Origin of the sequence: Endozoicomonas montiporae CL-33 (genome assembly GCF_001583435.1) — a bacterium.
Classification (GTDB): domain Bacteria; phylum Pseudomonadota; class Gammaproteobacteria; order Pseudomonadales; family Endozoicomonadaceae; genus Endozoicomonas_A; species Endozoicomonas_A montiporae.
The window spans coordinates 19,534-35,825 of sequence record NZ_CP013251.1; the positions used below are offsets into that span (position 1 = coordinate 19,534).

A 16,292-nucleotide genomic window follows, 5' to 3' on the forward strand; every position below is an offset into this window, starting at 1 on the left:
CAATAGCCAGCTATTACTTGTCGTTCTTCCTTGCCCAGCGATTTGAAATGGCTTGCTCATGGTCATATTTAGAAAACGGAATTGGTATTATGAATGGCTCCGCAGTAGCGGAAAGAGTAGAGATGACGGTGAATGATAAGGAAACTGTCGGAGAGAGTAAAATTGTGACGCCTGTTTATTCAGGCGTCGGGCTGATAGCTGTCAGGCAGTTGTCAGGCGCTTGTGCTTAACCATCTTCTTGCGAATACGATCTTGCTTCAGCTTGGAAAGGTAATCGACAAACAGTTTGCCATTCAGATGGTCAATTTCATGTTGAACACATACGGACGCCAGACCATCGAAATCCATAGAGTATTCTTTGCCATCGCGATCCAGAGCAGTCAGACGTACAGACGCAGGACGATCTAATAGTTCAAAAACGCCTGGCACCGACAGACAGCCTTCCGAAATATCAGTCAGCTCTTCAGTCAGTGACTCAAACGTCGGGTTGATCAGAACCAGTGGCTCACTGTTGTCCCCGGAGAAATCCATTACCACAATACGCTGGTGGATATCGACCTGGGTAGCTGCCAGACCAACACCTTTGGCGTCATACATAGTTTCCAGCATGTCATCAACGATTTTGCGAATATCGTCGTTTACTTCGGAAACAGGCTTGGCAATGGTGCGCAGCCTTTCGTCAGGGTATTCCAGAATATCGAGCAGTGCCATGAGGATCTCTGATTAAAGATTTTGATTAGAAGCTAATTTTAAATATCTTTTTGGTATATAGGTAGTTTTAAGTACATTAGTACTTCCCTCGGGGTCTGAGAAAGTCTGATAGCAGGAAACTGTGATCAGGTTGGGGTTATCGGATAGCAGGCCAGTCTTTGGCCGACTGCCACAGACTCGCAATACTGCACTGCCCGGTATCACCCGCATGAGAAATCATAAGGTGAACCAGTTTTTCAACGGCATTATCGACATAGCCTTTTTTCTTAAGCACTGATGCCATAGCGGGGACAGCCTGTTTGGAAATAAAAGTAGACTGCTTTTTGGGATCAAACGAGCTGTTTTGACGGTACGAAGGTGTGTTGTGTACCCAGCGGATAAACTCCAGCTTTCGGCCCTGAAAATCTTTCAACGCCCTGATAATCGCAGTATTAATAACCCTGTTGGAGTAACCCTTCGCCTGTAATTCAATGAGTGCCCAGCGGCACAGGTTTTGCTTTACTCTTGTCTGATGAGCCGGTGTGTTTTCAGACAAAACGACCGTTGTTGTTATGTTCATTAGTTGTCAGTAATAGCAAGGATGATTCTAACCCTATCGGCGGTAAAAACAGACCTTGTACCCAATGAAGTTCTGCTGTCAGGAAAACCGTTGAATATTCAGAAAGAAGTGCTCTGGTCGAAACTTTAGATAACATTCATTGCTCGTTCTGAGTGCGAATTGGTACACTGCTGGCAATGATAAAAATAATAATTCAGGGATTTTTCCGCCATGAGAAACTTCATTCTTGGGGTTTTATTAACGTGTATTACAGCATCAGGCTTTGCTATTGACAGCCCGATCAAATCCGATTCCCCAAGAGAATATGTGGTGACTCAGGGCGATACCCTCTGGGATATATCCAACCGGTTTCTGAAAAGCCCCTGGTTGTGGCCGGAGATATGGCACGCAAATTCACAGATCCATAACCCGCATTTGATTTTTCCCGGTGATGTTATCAGCCTTGTCTACATCGATGGACGTCCACGGCTCACTATTGTTCGACGCGGTGAGAGTGGCCGGACGATAAAGCTGAGCCCTAAAATACGAACGCTTCCGGCAGAATCAGCCATTCCTGCCATTCCGCTTCAGGCAATCGACTCATTTCTGAGAGACAGCCGGATATTCAACAATATGCAGGAGCTTGAGTCTGCACCTTATATATTCGCTACCAAGCAGCAGAAAATTATTGCCGGTGACGGAGACAAAGTTTATGCAAGAGGGCGGGTGAATACCCTGCAGGGAAGAACACTTGGTGTTTATCGCTCTGGTGACGTGATTTCCGATCCGACCAGTGGTGAGCTGTTAGGTGTTGTTGCTATGGATATAGCCAATGCAGCCATGTTGAAAACCGCCAGCGATATTGCAACGCTCAGAGTGCTTAACAGCAATAGAGAAGTCCGTGCCGGTGACCGGGTGTTGCCAGCAGATACTTTCTCCCAGGCCACCACTTTCTTTCCCCGGGCTCCGGATGCTCCTGTTGAAGGTTCGGTGGTGTCCGTAGTGGATGGCGTTGACAGGGTTGGACGTTATAGCACGGTGATCATTAACAAAGGTCTGCGCGAAGGATTAAAACAGGGTGATATTCTGACCGTACACAAAAGCCTTCTGGTTAAAGATCCGCTTTCCGGACAGAACATTAAGCTGCCTCCGGAAAGGGTGGGAATGATTATGGTTTATCGCCCGTTCGAAAAATTGAGCTATGGTATTGTGCTGTCGGCTAATGAAGACATTACGATTGGGGATAACATAAAGAGTCCTGAATGACCCTTGAACTGACCAGACCGAATACTGAACAAGAAGCTTTACACCAGCAGGAATGGCAGGAGCTACGGCAATGGCTTTTACTGTCGTTCATTTCCGGGCTGGGTGCGGTTCGTTACCGGGCACTTCTTAAAGAGTTTGGCCATCCTGAAAGCATCCTTAATGCTACCTATGATCAGCTTCGGGCCGGTTTACCCGATAAACTGGCTCGATGCATTGCCGGAAAACCTGAAACGTCTGACATCAGCGAACGAATTGAGCACACACGTAACTGGCTTGAATCCAGTGAAGCTCACCATATCATTCCTTTAAGCAGTCCGGCCTATCCGGTTCGGCTGAAAGAAATCTCTGATGCGCCGCCGCTGATTTATGTGATTGGTAATCCCAAGTTGCTGTCAGAACCTCAACTGGCCATTGTCGGGAGTCGTCGCCCTACCCCACAGGGACGACGGCTGGCTCATGATCTGGCTCTGGAGCTTGGGAAAAGCGGTCTGGTGATTACCAGTGGACTGGCGCTGGGCATCGATGCGGCAGCCCATCAAGGGGTGCTCAGCAGTTATGGCAGCACGGTTGCGGTGCTGGGTACAGGTGTTGACCAGATCTATCCACGTAACCATCAGAGCCTTTATTCCCTTATTGCCCAGCAGGGAGCCATTGTCAGTGAGTTCCCGCTGGGCACTTCTGCCAGCCCCGGACACTTTCCAAGACGAAATCGCATTATCAGTGGTTTGTCCTTGGGCGTTCTGGTGGTAGAGGCCGAGCAGAAAAGCGGGTCGTTAATCTCTGCACGACTGGCTGCGGAACAGGGACGTGACGTATTTGCAGTGCCCGGATCTGTTTTGAACCCACTCTCCAAAGGTTGTCACCAGTTATTGCGTGAAGGCGCTGTTCTGGTTGAAAGCCACGAAGATGTCCTTCTGGAGCTTCAGCCTCAGCTTGAACCCATGCTGGATGAAACTGATCCGGAACCTGAAATAGTCAGCGATGCCATTAACAGCCAGCACCTGCATGTACTGGATTGTATGGGGTTCGATGTTGCCAGTATGGATCTCCTCAGTCAGGTGTCTGGTCTGCCTTGTGCCGAGCTGTCAGTGGTGCTTACCGAGCTGGAAATGGAAGGGCTGGTGCAGTCTGTTCCCGGTGGTTTTGTCAGGGTGCGCTGAAACCGTCTTATCGATTTATTCTCTTTAGTAATCGTTATTTGGACATTGGTACGGTCCGCACTGGCTAAATAACAGGACATTAAATGTATCAATCAACTGCTGTACGCTCATTTCGATGATGCCGGTATTGGCGGGGCTTCTCTCAGAAGTAGACGCGGGGCTTGGAATATCTGAAGGAATTGCGCCTTTGCCTAAGTCCATTATCTCCGGTTCGGTTTGATTAAGCTTATGGCGTATTAGCTCCTCTGTCAGGCCATAAGCGACTCCGTAGTCAGGGGATTCGGGATTATTCGTCATAAATTCAAATATTACGCTATTTCCTGAGGAAAGAGACTGTATATGTTGATTAATGGTAAAGCGATTTTTAGCCGCAGCGGACTGACCTTTAGGGTCACGAATATAAACAATATCTTTTTCTTCGTCATAGCCAATCAGACTATAGGCATGCAGGGACCTGATATTCATGAACGGCCTTAACCCCAGGGGAGCTGCTACTAAAGGCCTGAACTTCAGGGGAGTTGACAACAATGGGAGAATTGAAAAAATCACTGCTTTTTCTTCATCAACAAAAGAGTTGAGTAGCTCCTTAAACTGCTCCCGAGTCTTAAATTGCGGGTTGATTAAGAGGTGGGTGGGGGAGTTCATGAGTGCCTCAGATGCTGATAATGTGTTTACTCCAGCCAGATCTGAATATTGATGATACTTAAATTGTGCCTTGCCATTTCGTTTATTCGCATTGAGGTGTTTTTTCGACAGATGGGCGTAAGCAGCTTCCAGCATGGCCAGCCACTTGCCGCCATCGCGTGTTTTGGCAAAGAGTGAGTAGCGCTCAACTTCGCTGAATTGAATCGAAACTCCCTTACGAAAACCCGGAAAAACAATGGTAAATGTCTGTTCATCAATAGTCATATGGAAGTAATTGAATATCAGCCTTTTTCCGGTTTCAGAGCTGGCTATTGAGGCCAGCAAGGCGATCAGGACACAATCTGGAAAATGATTCTGCAGGAGATTATCCGGGATAACACTGGTCAGGCCATGAGGAAAAAGCCGTTTATAGGCCTCGGCAAAGGGTTGCCGTTCAGGCTGTGCAAGCCAGGCATTCCAGAACGCGTTATCCTGTTCGTAATGGTACTTTGCGACGAGTCCCGACAGTTCAGCCAGCTCGATACTCTCTCTGCTTAATGAGGCTGTGACAGGATTTTGCCATGACTCAAAATTAACAAGGTAAAGCCTGATGGTTTGGTAAAGGTCCTTGTTCAGGTACGGGGCATGGTAACCCTCAATCAGCTCATCGTAGGAGAGCAGGTCGTCAAAGTTTTTATCTATTGCGCCTGTCAGTTCTGGAAAATAGCGGTATGCCACCGGGTAGCCGGGTGAGAATTCCGCGCCAAAAATCTGGATAGAAAAAAAGAACAGACCGGCCAGTAATAGAGTGTATAAACGACCCATAATATTTTACCTCCTTTTAAAAAAACTGCACCTTTGGTATGAGGCAACACCCACTCCCACTGGTGTGATCAGGGGCTGTGACAAGCCCCATCAACCATTTAGGTGACAGGAAGTTCCAAAAGTTCATATATTGGTTAGTGAACTGGACACCTCTGTTAGGCGAAGCAGTGTTCAACATAGTCATAAAGACCTGTTAGAATCCGAATCTTGCTGATCAATCCAAATGGAAGTGTTATGAATAAGCCATTCGTTGATATTTTAATGGGGTCTGCCAGTATGGATCTGCTCAGCCAGGTGTCAGGTCTGCCTTGTGCCGAGTTGTCAGTGGTGCTCACCGAGCTGGAAATGGAAGGGCTGGTGCAGTCTGTTCCCGGTGGTTTTGTCAGGGTGCGCTGAAACAGTCTTATCGATTTATTCTCTTTAGTTATCGTTATTTGGACATTGGTACGGTCCGCACTGGCTAAAGTACAGGACATTAAATGTATCAATCAACTGCTGTACGCTCATTTCGATGATGCCGGTATTGGCGGGGCTTCTCTCAGAAGTAGGCCTAAGTTCAAAAACATCTGAAGGGATTCTGCCCTTGGTTACTTCCAGAATCCCTGGGAAAGTTTGATTAAGTAAAAAGTTTATTTTCGACACTGTCAGGTCCATACTAAATCCGTAGTCAGGGGATTCGGGATTACTCGCCATGTATTCAAATATTACGCTATTTCCTGAGGAAAGAGACTGGATGTGCTGATTAATGGTAAAGCGGTTTTCAACCGCAGCAGACTGACCATGAGGGTCGCGAATATAAACAATATCTTTTTCTTTGTCATAGCCAATCAGGCTGTAGGCATGACCGGATTCGATTTCGCTGAATGACCTTAACCCCAGATGTGCTGAAAATAATGGGTTAATAATAACACCCGCTGCTTTTTCATCATCAACAAAAGAGTTGAGTAGCTCCTTAAACCGCTCCTGAGTCTCAAGTTGCGGGTTGATGAAGTCGGAGGGGGAGTTCATGAGTGTCTTAGAGACTGTTGACGGGTCTATTGTAGCCAGATCTGAATATCCATGATACTTAAATTGCAACTTGCCATTTCGTTTATTCGCATTAATGTATTTTTTCGATAGATAGCCGTAACTGGCTTCCAGCATGGCCAGCCATTTGCCACCATCGCGTGTTTTGGCAAAGTGTGAGTAGCGCTCAACTTCGCTGAATTGAATGAAGGCCTCTGTACGAAAACCGGGAAAAAAAATGGCAAATGTCTGTTCATCAACGGTATAGAAGTAATTGAAGATTAGCCTTTTTCCGGTTTCAGAGCTGGCTATTGAGGCCAGCGAGGCAATCAGGACACAATCTGGAAAATATGTCTGCAGGAGATTATCCGGGGTAACACTGGTCAGGCCATGAGGAAAAAGCCGTCTATAGGCCTCGGCAAAGGGTTGCCGTTCAGGCTGTGCAAGCCAGGCATCCCAGAACGCGTTATCCTGTTCGTAATGGTACTTTGCGACGTGTCCCGACAGTTCAGCCAGCTCGATACTCTCTCTGCTTAATGAGGCTGTGACAGGATTTTGCCATGACTCAAAATTAACAAGGTAAAGCCTGATGGTCTGGTAAAGGTCCTTGTTCAGGTACGGGGCATGGTAACCCTCAATCAGCTCATCGTAGGAGAGCAGGCCGTCAAAGTTTTTATCTATTGCGCCTGTCAGTTCCGGGAAGTAGCGGTATGCCACCGGGTAGCCGGGTGAGAATTCCACGCCAAAAATCTGGATAGAAAAAAAGAACAGACCGGCCAGTAATAGAGTGTATAAACGACCCATAATATTTTACCTCCTTCTGAGTAACTCACTCCACAAGCCTTGTTGTCACTGGATTTATATTTTTGATAATAAAGTACAAGAAAGGGCTTATTGGAACGTTAGTTACTCATAGATGTTTGGCCGCGTTCGGCCTGGGGCGCTTTTTCTGAGTAACTCACTCCACAAGCCTTGTTGTCACTGGATTTATATTTTTGATAATAAAGTACAAGAAAGGGCTTATTGGAACGTTAGTTACTCATAGATGTTTGGCCGCGTTCGGCCTGGGGCGCTTTTTCTTTTAAAAAACGGTAGTGGCACAGTTCTGTGATTCTAGCCCTGTCTGCTAAAATACGACATTCGGCAACTTTGAAAAATGCGGTTTAAAAATGTGCCTTACGCAAGTCCTCTGTACAACATGTGGCAGTAACCAAGTTCGGCCTTTCGGATACAGCACTCATGATGTTCCACGATACTATTGCTGTAATGACAAATGTGAAATCAAAACCTTCATGCTTGAATATCGCTACAAGGCCTGTGAGCCTGGCGTTAAAGAAAAAATCATCGATATGGCAATAAATGGCAGCGGAATCAGGGATACAAGTAAAGTACTCGGAATAAGCAAGACAACAGTAATAAAGACTCTAAAAAAAAAGAAAGCGGTCTGGTAAAGGTCAACCCAAATATTCAAACTATTGATCTCAAGTCAGATGCAATTATTCATGTAGGGCTTGTCTGCCAAGAGGCTGAGCTAGATGAGCAGTGGTCGTATGTTCATGATAAATCGAACCAACGCTGGCTTTGGTATGCTGTTGATCACGCTACAAATACCGTGCTTGCTTATGTTTTCGGAAAACGGAAAGATGAAGTTTTTAAAGAACTCAAAACACTTCTGAAGCCATTTGGTATTAATAAATTTTACACCGATGATTGGGGAGCCTATGAGCGACACCTTGATGAAAACATGCATATTATTGGTAAAGCAAACACTCAGAAGATAGAGCGTAAAAACCTTAATTTTCGGACTTGGATTAAACGGTTGGCCAGAAAGACAATTTGTTTTTCAAAGCTCGAAAAGATGCACGATATTGTTATTGGATTATTGATTAATAAAGTTGAGTTTGGGGTCAATATTCACGCGATATAACAGTTCTGGCCCACTACCTAAAAAACTTCTGAGTAACTCACTCCACAAGCCTTGTTGTCACTGGATTTATATTTTTGCCGTGAAAATAACCAAATTCAGGACGCAAGTAGCCACCCCAAACAAAACAAGGAACAATCGTTTCAGAAATAAAATCAGGCTATTTGTTGAGCCTGAGCAAGTAGTCCGTATTCCTCCAGTTTATATAACCAGCGTGACGCATTTTTCCTGACCATCAGACCCTCATAATCAATGTCAGGATCGACATAAGGCTGTCGTCGCTTTAATGCGAAGCCTTGGGTCTAATTCCCCGCAGCTTGCTGCGAACTACTCAAGAGCTAACTTGATACCCCGGAGCTTGCTCCGGGGTAGTTCATGTGTGCCGAGCATGTTGCACAGCTTGGGGGTGAAAGTCCCCTGCCCAGCCAGATGAGGGCGAAGGGCTAGCGAAGCACAAGGTTTGTATCGCGAGGTGCAGACTGAAGGCAGTGTGGAGCAAAACTGCGAGCTGACGAATAGAAATCGGATATGAGGCTGTCTGCGTGAGGACGAGTCAGCATGTGATGACGAAGTCCCATACTCATCCGGACACTCGGACAGTAAATCCGGCAGTTGTGCAGGGAAGGCGGTGTAACTTACCTCGGGAGGTCTGTCTGGTGTCTGATATTTCAGACTGAGGTCATCGTAAGATGTCCTGATCGCCATACAGAAGTCAGCAGACGGCATAGTAGCTGGCGAAGTCAGTGAAGGCCTGAACGGTTAGAGCGGTGATTAGTTTCTGTTTCTCGATATATCGGACGCAGACAAAGGCCAGCAAACACTGGTGCTCATGCCAAGCGGTGACGGCGGAACCGAAAGCTGCAAGGTCATAAGAGCTGAGACTATATCGGCATTACAGGATTACAAAAGCCCGGCGGGTGGTGTGAGTCATATGTCTTGTATCACTGACCCTTCCATTGTCATGTTTGTGCTGATGGTAGACGCTTAACTAACCGAAACGCCCAGTACGGACCCGTACGCTGGGTGTTGTGGGAGGAGTGGAGCCGCGAGGCTCCACCCTATCCCGATTAGCGTATAAATGACACGAATAAGCTTGTGGGCTATCGCAATTAAACTTCGTTTATGCCCTTTACGAATGACCAGACTTTGATATTTACCCTTGAACTGGCTCTTGGTCTTGATGGCTGCATTAGCCACTTCACAAAGGATTGTCTTAATCATTTTATTTCCTTTGCGGGTTCGACCACTTTTGCGTTTGCCTGCACTTTCATTATTTCCAGGACAAAGTCCTGCCCATGAAGCAATCTCCTTCATGCCTCCGAACTGATCCATATCATCACCAATTTCTGCAATGAGTGTTGCAGCGCTCATCTCACTGACTCCGGGTAGAGTCTGGAGAAGCTGCCAAGCTTCTTTCCATGGATCAATAGCACTCAGGATAAGGCACTCCAGCTTCTGAAGCTGTTCACTAAGGAAGCTAATGTGTGCCCGAATCTCTTTCAATACGATCAGATGAGAGGGAGATAATTTCTCATCCATACTGGCCATCAGTTGTTTTTTGTCTGCCTTTAGTCGCCCATCCGCTTTCTTGATAATATCCTGCAGTGATTCACCATCAATCAAAGCATTAATCATACGCTGGCCAGACTTACCATTGATGTCGCTGATCAGGCCTCCAAGACGAATTCCGCTGTCATCGAGAGTTTTATGGAGCCGGTTCTTCTCAGTGGCTATTTGTTTAACAACAGTGTCTCGGCGTCGAGTCAGTAAGCGCAACTGCTCCTGATCAGGGTGTGGTACAAAGCTCGGACGAACCAGACCACAATGAGCAAGCTGGGCTAGCCACTGACTGTCCAGTGTATCTGTTTTACGACCAGGTACATTTTTAACATGCCGGGCATTGACTACCCAGGGTGTCAAACCAAAGCCAATAATGGATGCATAAATGCTTTTCCAGTAAACCCCCGTGCTTTCCATCACCACAAGATCAATTTGGTGCTGCTGAAGGAACTGGCACATTAACTCGCGATCTTTGCGGAAAGTACCAAACTCACGGGTAAGCACCTGAGTATCACCCTCAGGCATTTCTTTGCGAACGGCAACCATGACCATCATTTTGTGGACATCAATGCCTGCACAGTTTTTCACAATCGTTTGCATCATCTATGCTCCAAACGTTCACGGAGGAACGGCAGAGCCTGACGGACTGAATCGGATCGCCATAATCTCACTTGGAGAAAAGGGCTGTTTGCCGTGCATTCAATGTTCCAGAGGTGGAACCTGATGGTGCCAGCTCTGAATCATGAGATAAGCGAGGGTGCGAACGATCCAGCCCAGGTCAATTTGAGTTCAGGGTCTAAAAGCCACTGCAAAAACATCGACCACTGTCAGGCTCTGCTTCAGTTGCATTGTGGCAGAACATTATTTTCATAGTGCGGGGTGGCCGGAGATGCGGTCATGACGATTTGATAATAAAGTACAAGAAAGGGCTTATTGGAACGTTAGTTACTCATAGATGTTTGGCCGCGTTCGGCCTGGGGCGCTTTTAAAAAACTGCAGCTTTGGTATTAGATGACAGGAAGTTCCAAAGAGTTCCTATATGGGTTAGTGAACTGGACACCTCTGTTAGGCGAAGCAGTGTTCAATATAGTCATAACGACCTGTTAGAATCCGAATCTTGCTGATCAATCCAAATGGAAGTGTTATGAATAAGCCATTCGTTGATATTTTAATGGGGTCTGCCAGTATGGATCTGCTCAGCCAGGTGTCAGGTCTGCCTTGTGCCGAGTTGTCAGTGGTGCTCACCGAGCTGGAAATGGAAGGTCTGGTGCAGTCTGTTCCCGGTGGTTTTGTCAGGGTGCGCTGATACTTTTTTATGGAGCGTTAAGGTGCTCTTGCCCCCCTATTCTTCATCTGCTTTATTCAGAATTTCTTTCAGAAGTGACGTTTTGATATTGTCCTTATAGATACGGATATCCTGCATGGCGGCTTCGATTTCGTCTTGACCAGATGATTCAGTCAGCTGCTGAAAGGTCTTGTTTATCTGCCTTAGCCAGGCGATATCCTGCCACTTTGGTGGAAGTTCATGAATAGTATTTTGTTCAATAGCCTCGTCGACCTTGGAGATAGCGAGCCATAATTCACTGCTTCCATCCATTGTTTGCTCGACTAAAGCTCTAAGAATCGGAGAAGCGTTGTAACGGGTAGTCAGTGAATTGGTAAATGTTGAGATAGTTGAAGGTTCTTTTAATATCCGTTTAAGTGCACTGGCTTTTTTCCCCGGAGAGAAATAACGGAAATAATCGTGCATGGTTTCAAGGCCGCTCTCTTTGGCAATGCGGGCAAACTCATCATTAACGAAGCGTTGTAAAATCATCCATTCGTGCAGCGGGAGCTTACCCATGGAAAGCACCCGAAATAAACTAAGTTCTCCTGTTGTTCCCACCACTGGCTGAGAGAAAAATGCCAGAGATTGAGCCAGAGGTTCTGGTGTTGGAAACACGTTAACCACCCTGATTTGAAAGCCGTGTTTATCCTGCTGGGCAGGTCTCAGGTCAAACTCTACCTCTCCGGATTTTTCAGACCAGAACTTAACATGGGTAATGTTCACTTTTCGCAGTGCATCAATAATTGCAGGGTCTTCAAAATCTTCTGCCTTCATTTTCATTATCAGAGTGAGCCTGTTTTTGTTTGTTGCTAAAGACAAAGTCTGAATAAACTGAAGGTTGGCAAACAGGGTGTGCATGTATGAGTAGTAGTAATTGCCAGAAACAAAAAAAGCGAGGGCTTTTTTTCTGTTGGTCTGCCCGGTTAATGCGAGCAGCTCGTCATCAGATAATACAGACAGGTGTTTAAGATAGTTTGAAGGCTTGTCAGGTTTATTCAGTAACAAACCTATCTTATGACTGCGAAGACCAAATTCCCTTGCAATACCTGCCTGCATAGGCTGCCCGGGATAAACAATTTTATGATGAATGGATTTTCCGTAATCAGTCATCGATTCAACATATCCGGAAAACAGGCTCCTGAAGCTGGTTTCAATATCCAGTCTTTCTTCTGAGAGTAGTTTTAGAGTCAGCTTCTGGTATTCTTCATCCAGACTTTTGACATCATACAGGTATTCGCTGTGATGCAGGGTTTCAAAAAAGGAGTAAGGTATCGTGTGTATCTCATTTTCAGGTATCAGTTTGTACAGAACATCATTAACCAGGGCAATGGTTTGACGACTGCTTTTTACCCAGCTCCTGGCAATGTCAGTATTGTGAATGTTTTCCTGCGATTCATCATCCATTAGCAGCAACATATCATCTGGACCAGAGGGAAAATCGAATATTCTCTTAACCGCTTCAGCCTCTTCAGCTTCGCCATACATGATTCTTTTAAAGGGAATGGGCTTTTTCCGGCCTTCGTTCACTACTTCCTGAAACCTGAATACAAAAGCGTAAATACCAAACCCGGTACCACCACTCAGACTCAGCAGAACCAGATTTTTACCCTGCGGTTTTTCAGGTTGCGTGGCAGTGTAAAGCATAATAGCTGTTTCCTGACCCGGCATGGTAAAAGGAATGCCCAGCAAACTATCCTCTGCGAGTGCAGTTCTGTGCAATAAAAGACAGAAAAGAAACAGAACAGGTGCCTTTGGAAAAAAGTTTTTAAATTGTGAGATCAAAAAAATCATCTTACAAAACCTTATTTTTATTGTTGTTTATAAAAATTCAAAAGTTGTATTCCAGACGTAAATAACCAGAATCACTATGCCACCTTTCAGACCCGTTGCGACTGAAGGCCAACTCTATAACCGCCTGTTCTGACATTGAGTAGCTTAAGCCAGCTTGAATCTCATAGCGGTTTTTATTAAGGCTTGTGCCTGTGGATGTAAACCAGGAGGGCTTGCTAGTGAAGGCATAAGCTGTTTTTACCTCATATGCTTTTGCTTTGAAGTCATGCCAGACAGAGCCTGAAAATTGCCATGTCAGCAAATGGCGACCTATTTTCTGAAAGGTTTCTGTAAGGATGCCCACACCGGATTCCATCAGTTTGTACTCATTGGATGCATAGTGGTAATTGAGCGAGCCGGTTTCGGTATAATTTGGTGTCGATAAAGTCTGATAATTCAAGCTGATATGAGGTGAAATAAACCAGTCTGAGTACTGAAGTTTCTTAGCCAGAAGCAATGATAACCCATGATGCCTGCTATCGAACTTGCTTTTGGCTGAATCAAGTGAGGCAACTTCATAAAATCGCTGATGAGTATTTTTATGGAGGCCGGAACTAAGAACGGCAGTTAAAGACCAGTCTGACCAGCGTTTTTGACCGTAAAGACTGATCAGATAACTTTGCAGGTTTAAAAAATCCGGAGAATGATTTTTTTTCGTTTTGCTGTTCCCGTAACTAAAGGCCACACCTGCCATTAAATCGTTTGACCATTGTTGATCATAACCAAGAGTTAGTCCGTCGCTGGTTACATCGTAGCCTCTGATCAGTGTGCCATTTTTCTTTCGCTGCTTTTTGTAGTGGCTGGTAGAGTGATACGTTACCCCCCATAAACGTTTACTGGCTGATTCGCTGGTGTCACCATAATTTAAGGAGTCAAATCGACTGGCAGCTTTTTGCGTCAGTTGCTGTTGAATCGACCGGGTCATTGTCATTGGCAAAGAGGCAATACTGCCATTAGTCGAAGGCTTGAGCTCTTTTGCAATCTTTGCCAGCTGCTCGTCGTCCGAAACGGCTGTCAGTGCGGAAAACCAGCTCTCAACTTCACTGGTCGTTGCCAGGCTGATTTCAGGCGTTTCCAGAACGTCAATAACGTTTTCCAGAGCTTCGCTGTAGGCTTCTTTAGAATCATCAATCAGGCCACTTTCAGCTATCACCTCATCAATGTCTCTGGCTTGAAGGGTAATATCGATTTCCTGATGATTTCCGGTGATGGAAATGCTGTCAAAAAACAGAGAACTATCGATGTTTAGCTGGTCCTTTCCAGCAATCGTAGTGTTTGAACGCAAGGCTTTATAGTTTGAAATGCCTTCTCTGGTCAGTACATAAAAATCAGGCTCCAGCGACAGAGTGCTGCCCGATGAAAAGCTGGCACTACCACTTTCTATCACAGGTTGGGTCAGGTTTGCTTCAGTCAGTGATACAACCAGAGAACTGTTTGTTTCCTGAATATAATCGGTTCCATCCAGTACCAGACCATCAGTAGAAAGCTCTCCAGAGTTTCTGAACTGCAGAGTTCCAGTAAATGTGCCGGATACATTGCTCTGGCCGCTGCTTGTTACCTGTTCAACTCCGTTTACAACGCCATTGAACACACCGCTATCAAGCTTAAAATTGTCGGTGAGACTTGGAGAACCATAAATATTACCTCGAATCACTCCCTTATTCTCAAGGTTCAGGGCTGAACTCGAGGAGAAATCAATCGCAGTTCCAGCACCAGCATTCAATGAGCCGTTATTGATAATGGTGCCGGTGAAAGGCGCATTACTGCGGATGAGATTTTTGCCATTAATCGCTCCGGTATTGTATATTCTGCCGGAACTGGCTCCCAGGATATCAATGGCAAAGCTGCTGCTGGCAGACTGTATATCACCGTAATTGTTAATAATGAGTGTTCCGCCATAAGCCTTTATAACCGATCCTGCGTTAAGGTCTGCAGACAACGTTTTCACATTGTATAAAGTCAGGTTGGTGTTTGCTGACACATTGAAAACCGATTGTCCCGGCCCGGCAGCTTTGAGAGAAGCGAAATTATCGACTTCATACTTTCCTGCAGGAGAGGGATCAAGCCTGAATATAAATGGTTCAAGCTCTTTACCCGTTTGATCATTCAAAATAGTGTAATTGTTGTTGATAATTGTCAGAGCAAAAGAGGGCTGAATAAGTAATCCTGTGCACAATTTAATCAATAAATGAATAGAGTGCTTCTGAAAGCCGCTGCCATGGAAAAGAGATATCATCTGAAACCTTTCACGTTGACGGTTTCATAGTGTTGTCGGCCTCGACTGGCTGAAAGAAAGTGGTTTTAAACAGAGGGTGCAATGCTCAACATAGTTATAAAGACCTGTTAGAATCCGAATCTTGCTGATCAATCCAAATGGAAGTGTTATGACGAAGCCATTCGTTGCTATTCTAATGGGGTCTGATTCGGACCTGCCCAAGGTTCAGGCCGCTATCGACGTACTCAAAAAGCTGGATGTTCCAGTTGAAGTTAAAGTGCATTCTGCACACCGAACTCCGGAAGCGACTCATCACTATGTCACCGACGCTGACAAGCGTGGCTGCGCAGCCTTTATTGCCTGTGCAGGCATGGCGGCGCACCTGGCGGGTGTGGTTGCTTCCCTGACCATCAAACCGGTGATTGGTGTACCGATTGATGCAGGTCCTCTGGACGGTCTGGACGCTCTGCTGTCTACCGTACAAATGCCGGGTGGTATTCCGGTAGCGACCGTTGCTATTGGTAAAGCCGGTGCGAAAAACGCAGGCTATCTTGCTGCTCAAATTATTGCCTTGGGTGATAAAGAGCTGGCTGATCGTCTGCAGATGGAGCGTAAGGCCAATACTGAAGAAGTACTGGCGAAAGACGCTGCCCTGCAACAACAACTGAACGGCTGATATGACTGCGACCCCTGATGTAAATTCCGGGATGACTCTGGAACAGGCAACTCCGGAGACAACTCCGAATAATAACTTGTCCACCGCACAGGCAGCGGTCACGGTGCATCAGGGGGGCGTTATTGCTTATCCTACCGAAGCAGTATGGGGGCTGGGCTGCGATCCTTGGAACAGGGATGCGGTGTACCGCATTCTGGATATCAAAGCCCGCCCTGTAGAGAAGGGCATGATTCTGGTGGCGGCCTCTGAAGCCCAGATTGCGCCGCTGCTGGAACCGCTGACGGCAACTCAGCGGCAAGCTCTTTCCGACTCCTGGCCAGGACCTTTTACCTGGCTGATTCCCGACATCAATCATTGGGTGCCTGACTGGGTAAAAGGTCAGTTTGATACGGTGGCTGTCCGTATCAGTGATCACCCGGTTGTGCAGGCTTTGTGTGAAGCTGCTGGGCATCCGTTAATTTCCACTTCTGCCAATCGGGCAGGAGAACCGCCCTTGCTCACCGAACAGTCGTTGCATCAGCATTTTGGTGCAGAAGTCGATTTGATCGTACCCGGAAAAACCGGTTCACAAAATACGCCTTCTGAAATTCGTGACTTACGAACCGGGCAGGTCATCCGGTCCGGCTGAATG

At 46.2% G+C, this 16,292-nt stretch carries 15 protein-coding genes; 8 read left to right on the top strand and 7 right to left on the bottom strand.

Annotation, left to right across the window (positions count from 1 at the left end):
• Positions 1–201: 201 nt before the first annotated feature.
• Both def and EZMO1_RS00080 read right to left on the bottom strand, forming a co-directional pair.
• Positions 202–711 (bottom strand): peptide deformylase, encoded by a 510-nt coding sequence (gene def, locus EZMO1_RS00075; protein WP_034878988.1) that lies wholly within the window; start codon positions 709–711, stop codon positions 202–204.
• Between the two features lie 136 nt (positions 712–847).
• Positions 848–1,270: a hypothetical protein gene (locus EZMO1_RS00080; RefSeq protein ID WP_034878989.1), complete on the bottom strand. Its 423-nt coding sequence runs from the start codon at positions 1,268–1,270 to the stop codon at positions 848–850.
• Positions 1,271–1,480: 210 nt separating this feature from the next.
• Here EZMO1_RS00080 and EZMO1_RS00085 point away from each other — a divergent pair, with 210 nt between their 5' ends.
• Complete coding sequence (locus EZMO1_RS00085; protein WP_034878991.1) at positions 1,481–2,515, top strand: LysM peptidoglycan-binding domain-containing protein; 1,035 nt, start codon at positions 1,481–1,483, stop codon at positions 2,513–2,515.
• Complete coding sequence (gene dprA / locus EZMO1_RS00090) at positions 2,512–3,675, top strand: DNA-processing protein DprA (protein ID WP_051790566.1); 1,164 nt, start codon at positions 2,512–2,514, stop codon at positions 3,673–3,675. The genes EZMO1_RS00085 and dprA overlap by 4 nt, the downstream gene beginning before the upstream one ends.
• Positions 3,676–3,699: 24 nt before the next feature.
• Here dprA and EZMO1_RS00095 read toward each other — a convergent pair whose 3' ends face one another.
• The gene (locus tag EZMO1_RS00095; protein WP_061509235.1) at positions 3,700–5,124 is read right to left on the bottom strand and encodes a calpain family cysteine peptidase; all 1,425 of its coding nucleotides are present in this window, start codon (positions 5,122–5,124) and stop codon (positions 3,700–3,702) included.
• Between the two features lie 234 nt (positions 5,125–5,358).
• Between EZMO1_RS00095 and EZMO1_RS26400 the strand changes: the two genes are divergently transcribed.
• Positions 5,359–5,520, top strand: a complete 162-nt coding sequence (locus EZMO1_RS26400) for a DprA-like winged helix domain-containing protein (protein ID WP_160174116.1) — start codon at positions 5,359–5,361, stop codon at positions 5,518–5,520.
• A 24-nt stretch (positions 5,521–5,544) separates the two neighbouring features.
• Here EZMO1_RS26400 and EZMO1_RS00100 read toward each other — a convergent pair whose 3' ends face one another.
• A complete protein-coding gene (locus tag EZMO1_RS00100; RefSeq protein ID WP_061509236.1) occupies positions 5,545–6,933 on the bottom strand; it encodes a hypothetical protein in 1,389 nt (462 codons plus the stop codon).
• A 365-nt stretch (positions 6,934–7,298) separates the two neighbouring features.
• On the opposite strand from EZMO1_RS00100, the gene EZMO1_RS27900 reads away from it, so the two are divergent.
• Both EZMO1_RS27900 and EZMO1_RS26410 read left to right on the top strand, forming a co-directional pair.
• Positions 7,299–8,056 (top strand): IS1 family transposase gene (locus tag EZMO1_RS27900; RefSeq protein WP_420809906.1). Its coding sequence is split into 2 segments (ribosomal slippage): positions 7,299–7,566 and positions 7,566–8,056, totalling 759 coding nucleotides; the frame shifts between segments, so codons are not numbered across the junction.
• Positions 8,057–8,882: 826 nt separating this feature from the next.
• On the top strand, positions 8,883–9,041 hold the full coding sequence (locus EZMO1_RS26410; protein ID WP_160173990.1) for a hypothetical protein: 159 nt from the start codon (positions 8,883–8,885) through the stop codon (positions 9,039–9,041).
• Here the strand turns inward: EZMO1_RS26410 and EZMO1_RS00115 are convergent.
• Entirely contained in the window at positions 9,038–10,216 is a 1,179-nt protein-coding gene (locus EZMO1_RS00115; RefSeq protein WP_051790568.1) for an IS110 family RNA-guided transposase, read from the bottom strand. The genes EZMO1_RS26410 and EZMO1_RS00115 overlap by 4 nt on opposite strands.
• A 541-nt stretch (positions 10,217–10,757) precedes the next feature.
• Between EZMO1_RS00115 and EZMO1_RS26415 the strand changes: the two genes are divergently transcribed.
• Positions 10,758–10,919: a DprA-like winged helix domain-containing protein gene (locus EZMO1_RS26415; RefSeq protein WP_160174116.1), complete on the top strand. Its 162-nt coding sequence runs from the start codon at positions 10,758–10,760 to the stop codon at positions 10,917–10,919.
• Between the two features lie 36 nt (positions 10,920–10,955).
• On the opposite strand, the gene EZMO1_RS00120 is transcribed toward EZMO1_RS26415, so the two are convergent.
• Both EZMO1_RS00120 and EZMO1_RS00125 read right to left on the bottom strand, forming a co-directional pair.
• Positions 10,956–12,584 carry a hypothetical protein gene (locus tag EZMO1_RS00120; RefSeq protein WP_145912417.1) on the bottom strand — a complete coding sequence of 543 codons (1,629 nt, stop codon included), beginning with the start codon at positions 12,582–12,584 and terminating at the stop codon, positions 10,956–10,958.
• 184 nt (positions 12,585–12,768) lie between these two features.
• Positions 12,769–14,880 carry an autotransporter outer membrane beta-barrel domain-containing protein gene (locus EZMO1_RS00125; RefSeq protein WP_222842168.1) on the bottom strand — a complete coding sequence of 704 codons (2,112 nt, stop codon included), beginning with the start codon at positions 14,878–14,880 and terminating at the stop codon, positions 12,769–12,771.
• Between the two features lie 274 nt (positions 14,881–15,154).
• Here EZMO1_RS00125 and purE point away from each other — a divergent pair, with 274 nt between their 5' ends.
• Positions 15,155–15,661 (top strand): 5-(carboxyamino)imidazole ribonucleotide mutase, encoded by a 507-nt coding sequence (gene purE, locus EZMO1_RS00130; RefSeq protein WP_034878996.1) that lies wholly within the window; start codon positions 15,155–15,157, stop codon positions 15,659–15,661.
• A gap of 1 nt (position 15,662) precedes the next feature.
• Positions 15,663–16,289, top strand: a complete 627-nt coding sequence (tsaC, locus tag EZMO1_RS00135) for an L-threonylcarbamoyladenylate synthase type 1 TsaC (protein WP_236632082.1) — start codon at positions 15,663–15,665, stop codon at positions 16,287–16,289.
• Positions 16,290–16,292: the final 3 nt, after the last annotated feature.

Coding starts and splice junctions, on each gene's coding strand:
- def (WP_034878988.1), bottom strand. CDS start 711: ATGGCACTGCTCGATATTCTGGAATACCCTGACGAAAGGCTGCGCACC.
- EZMO1_RS00080 (WP_034878989.1), bottom strand. CDS start 1,270: ATGAACATAACAACAACGGTCGTTTTGTCTGAAAACACACCGGCTCAT.
- EZMO1_RS00085 (WP_034878991.1), top strand. CDS start 1,481: ATGAGAAACTTCATTCTTGGGGTTTTATTAACGTGTATTACAGCATCA.
- dprA (WP_051790566.1), top strand. CDS start 2,512: ATGACCCTTGAACTGACCAGACCGAATACTGAACAAGAAGCTTTACAC.
- EZMO1_RS00095 (WP_061509235.1), bottom strand. CDS start 5,124: ATGGGTCGTTTATACACTCTATTACTGGCCGGTCTGTTCTTTTTTTCT.
- EZMO1_RS26400 (WP_160174116.1), top strand. CDS start 5,359: ATGAATAAGCCATTCGTTGATATTTTAATGGGGTCTGCCAGTATGGAT.
- EZMO1_RS00100 (WP_061509236.1), bottom strand. CDS start 6,933: ATGGGTCGTTTATACACTCTATTACTGGCCGGTCTGTTCTTTTTTTCT.
- EZMO1_RS26410 (WP_160173990.1), top strand. CDS start 8,883: ATGCCAAGCGGTGACGGCGGAACCGAAAGCTGCAAGGTCATAAGAGCT.
- EZMO1_RS00115 (WP_051790568.1), bottom strand. CDS start 10,216: ATGATGCAAACGATTGTGAAAAACTGTGCAGGCATTGATGTCCACAAA.
- EZMO1_RS26415 (WP_160174116.1), top strand. CDS start 10,758: ATGAATAAGCCATTCGTTGATATTTTAATGGGGTCTGCCAGTATGGAT.
- EZMO1_RS00120 (WP_145912417.1), bottom strand. CDS start 12,584: ATGCTTTACACTGCCACGCAACCTGAAAAACCGCAGGGTAAAAATCTG.
- purE (WP_034878996.1), top strand. CDS start 15,155: ATGACGAAGCCATTCGTTGCTATTCTAATGGGGTCTGATTCGGACCTG.
- tsaC (WP_236632082.1), top strand. CDS start 15,663: ATGACTGCGACCCCTGATGTAAATTCCGGGATGACTCTGGAACAGGCA.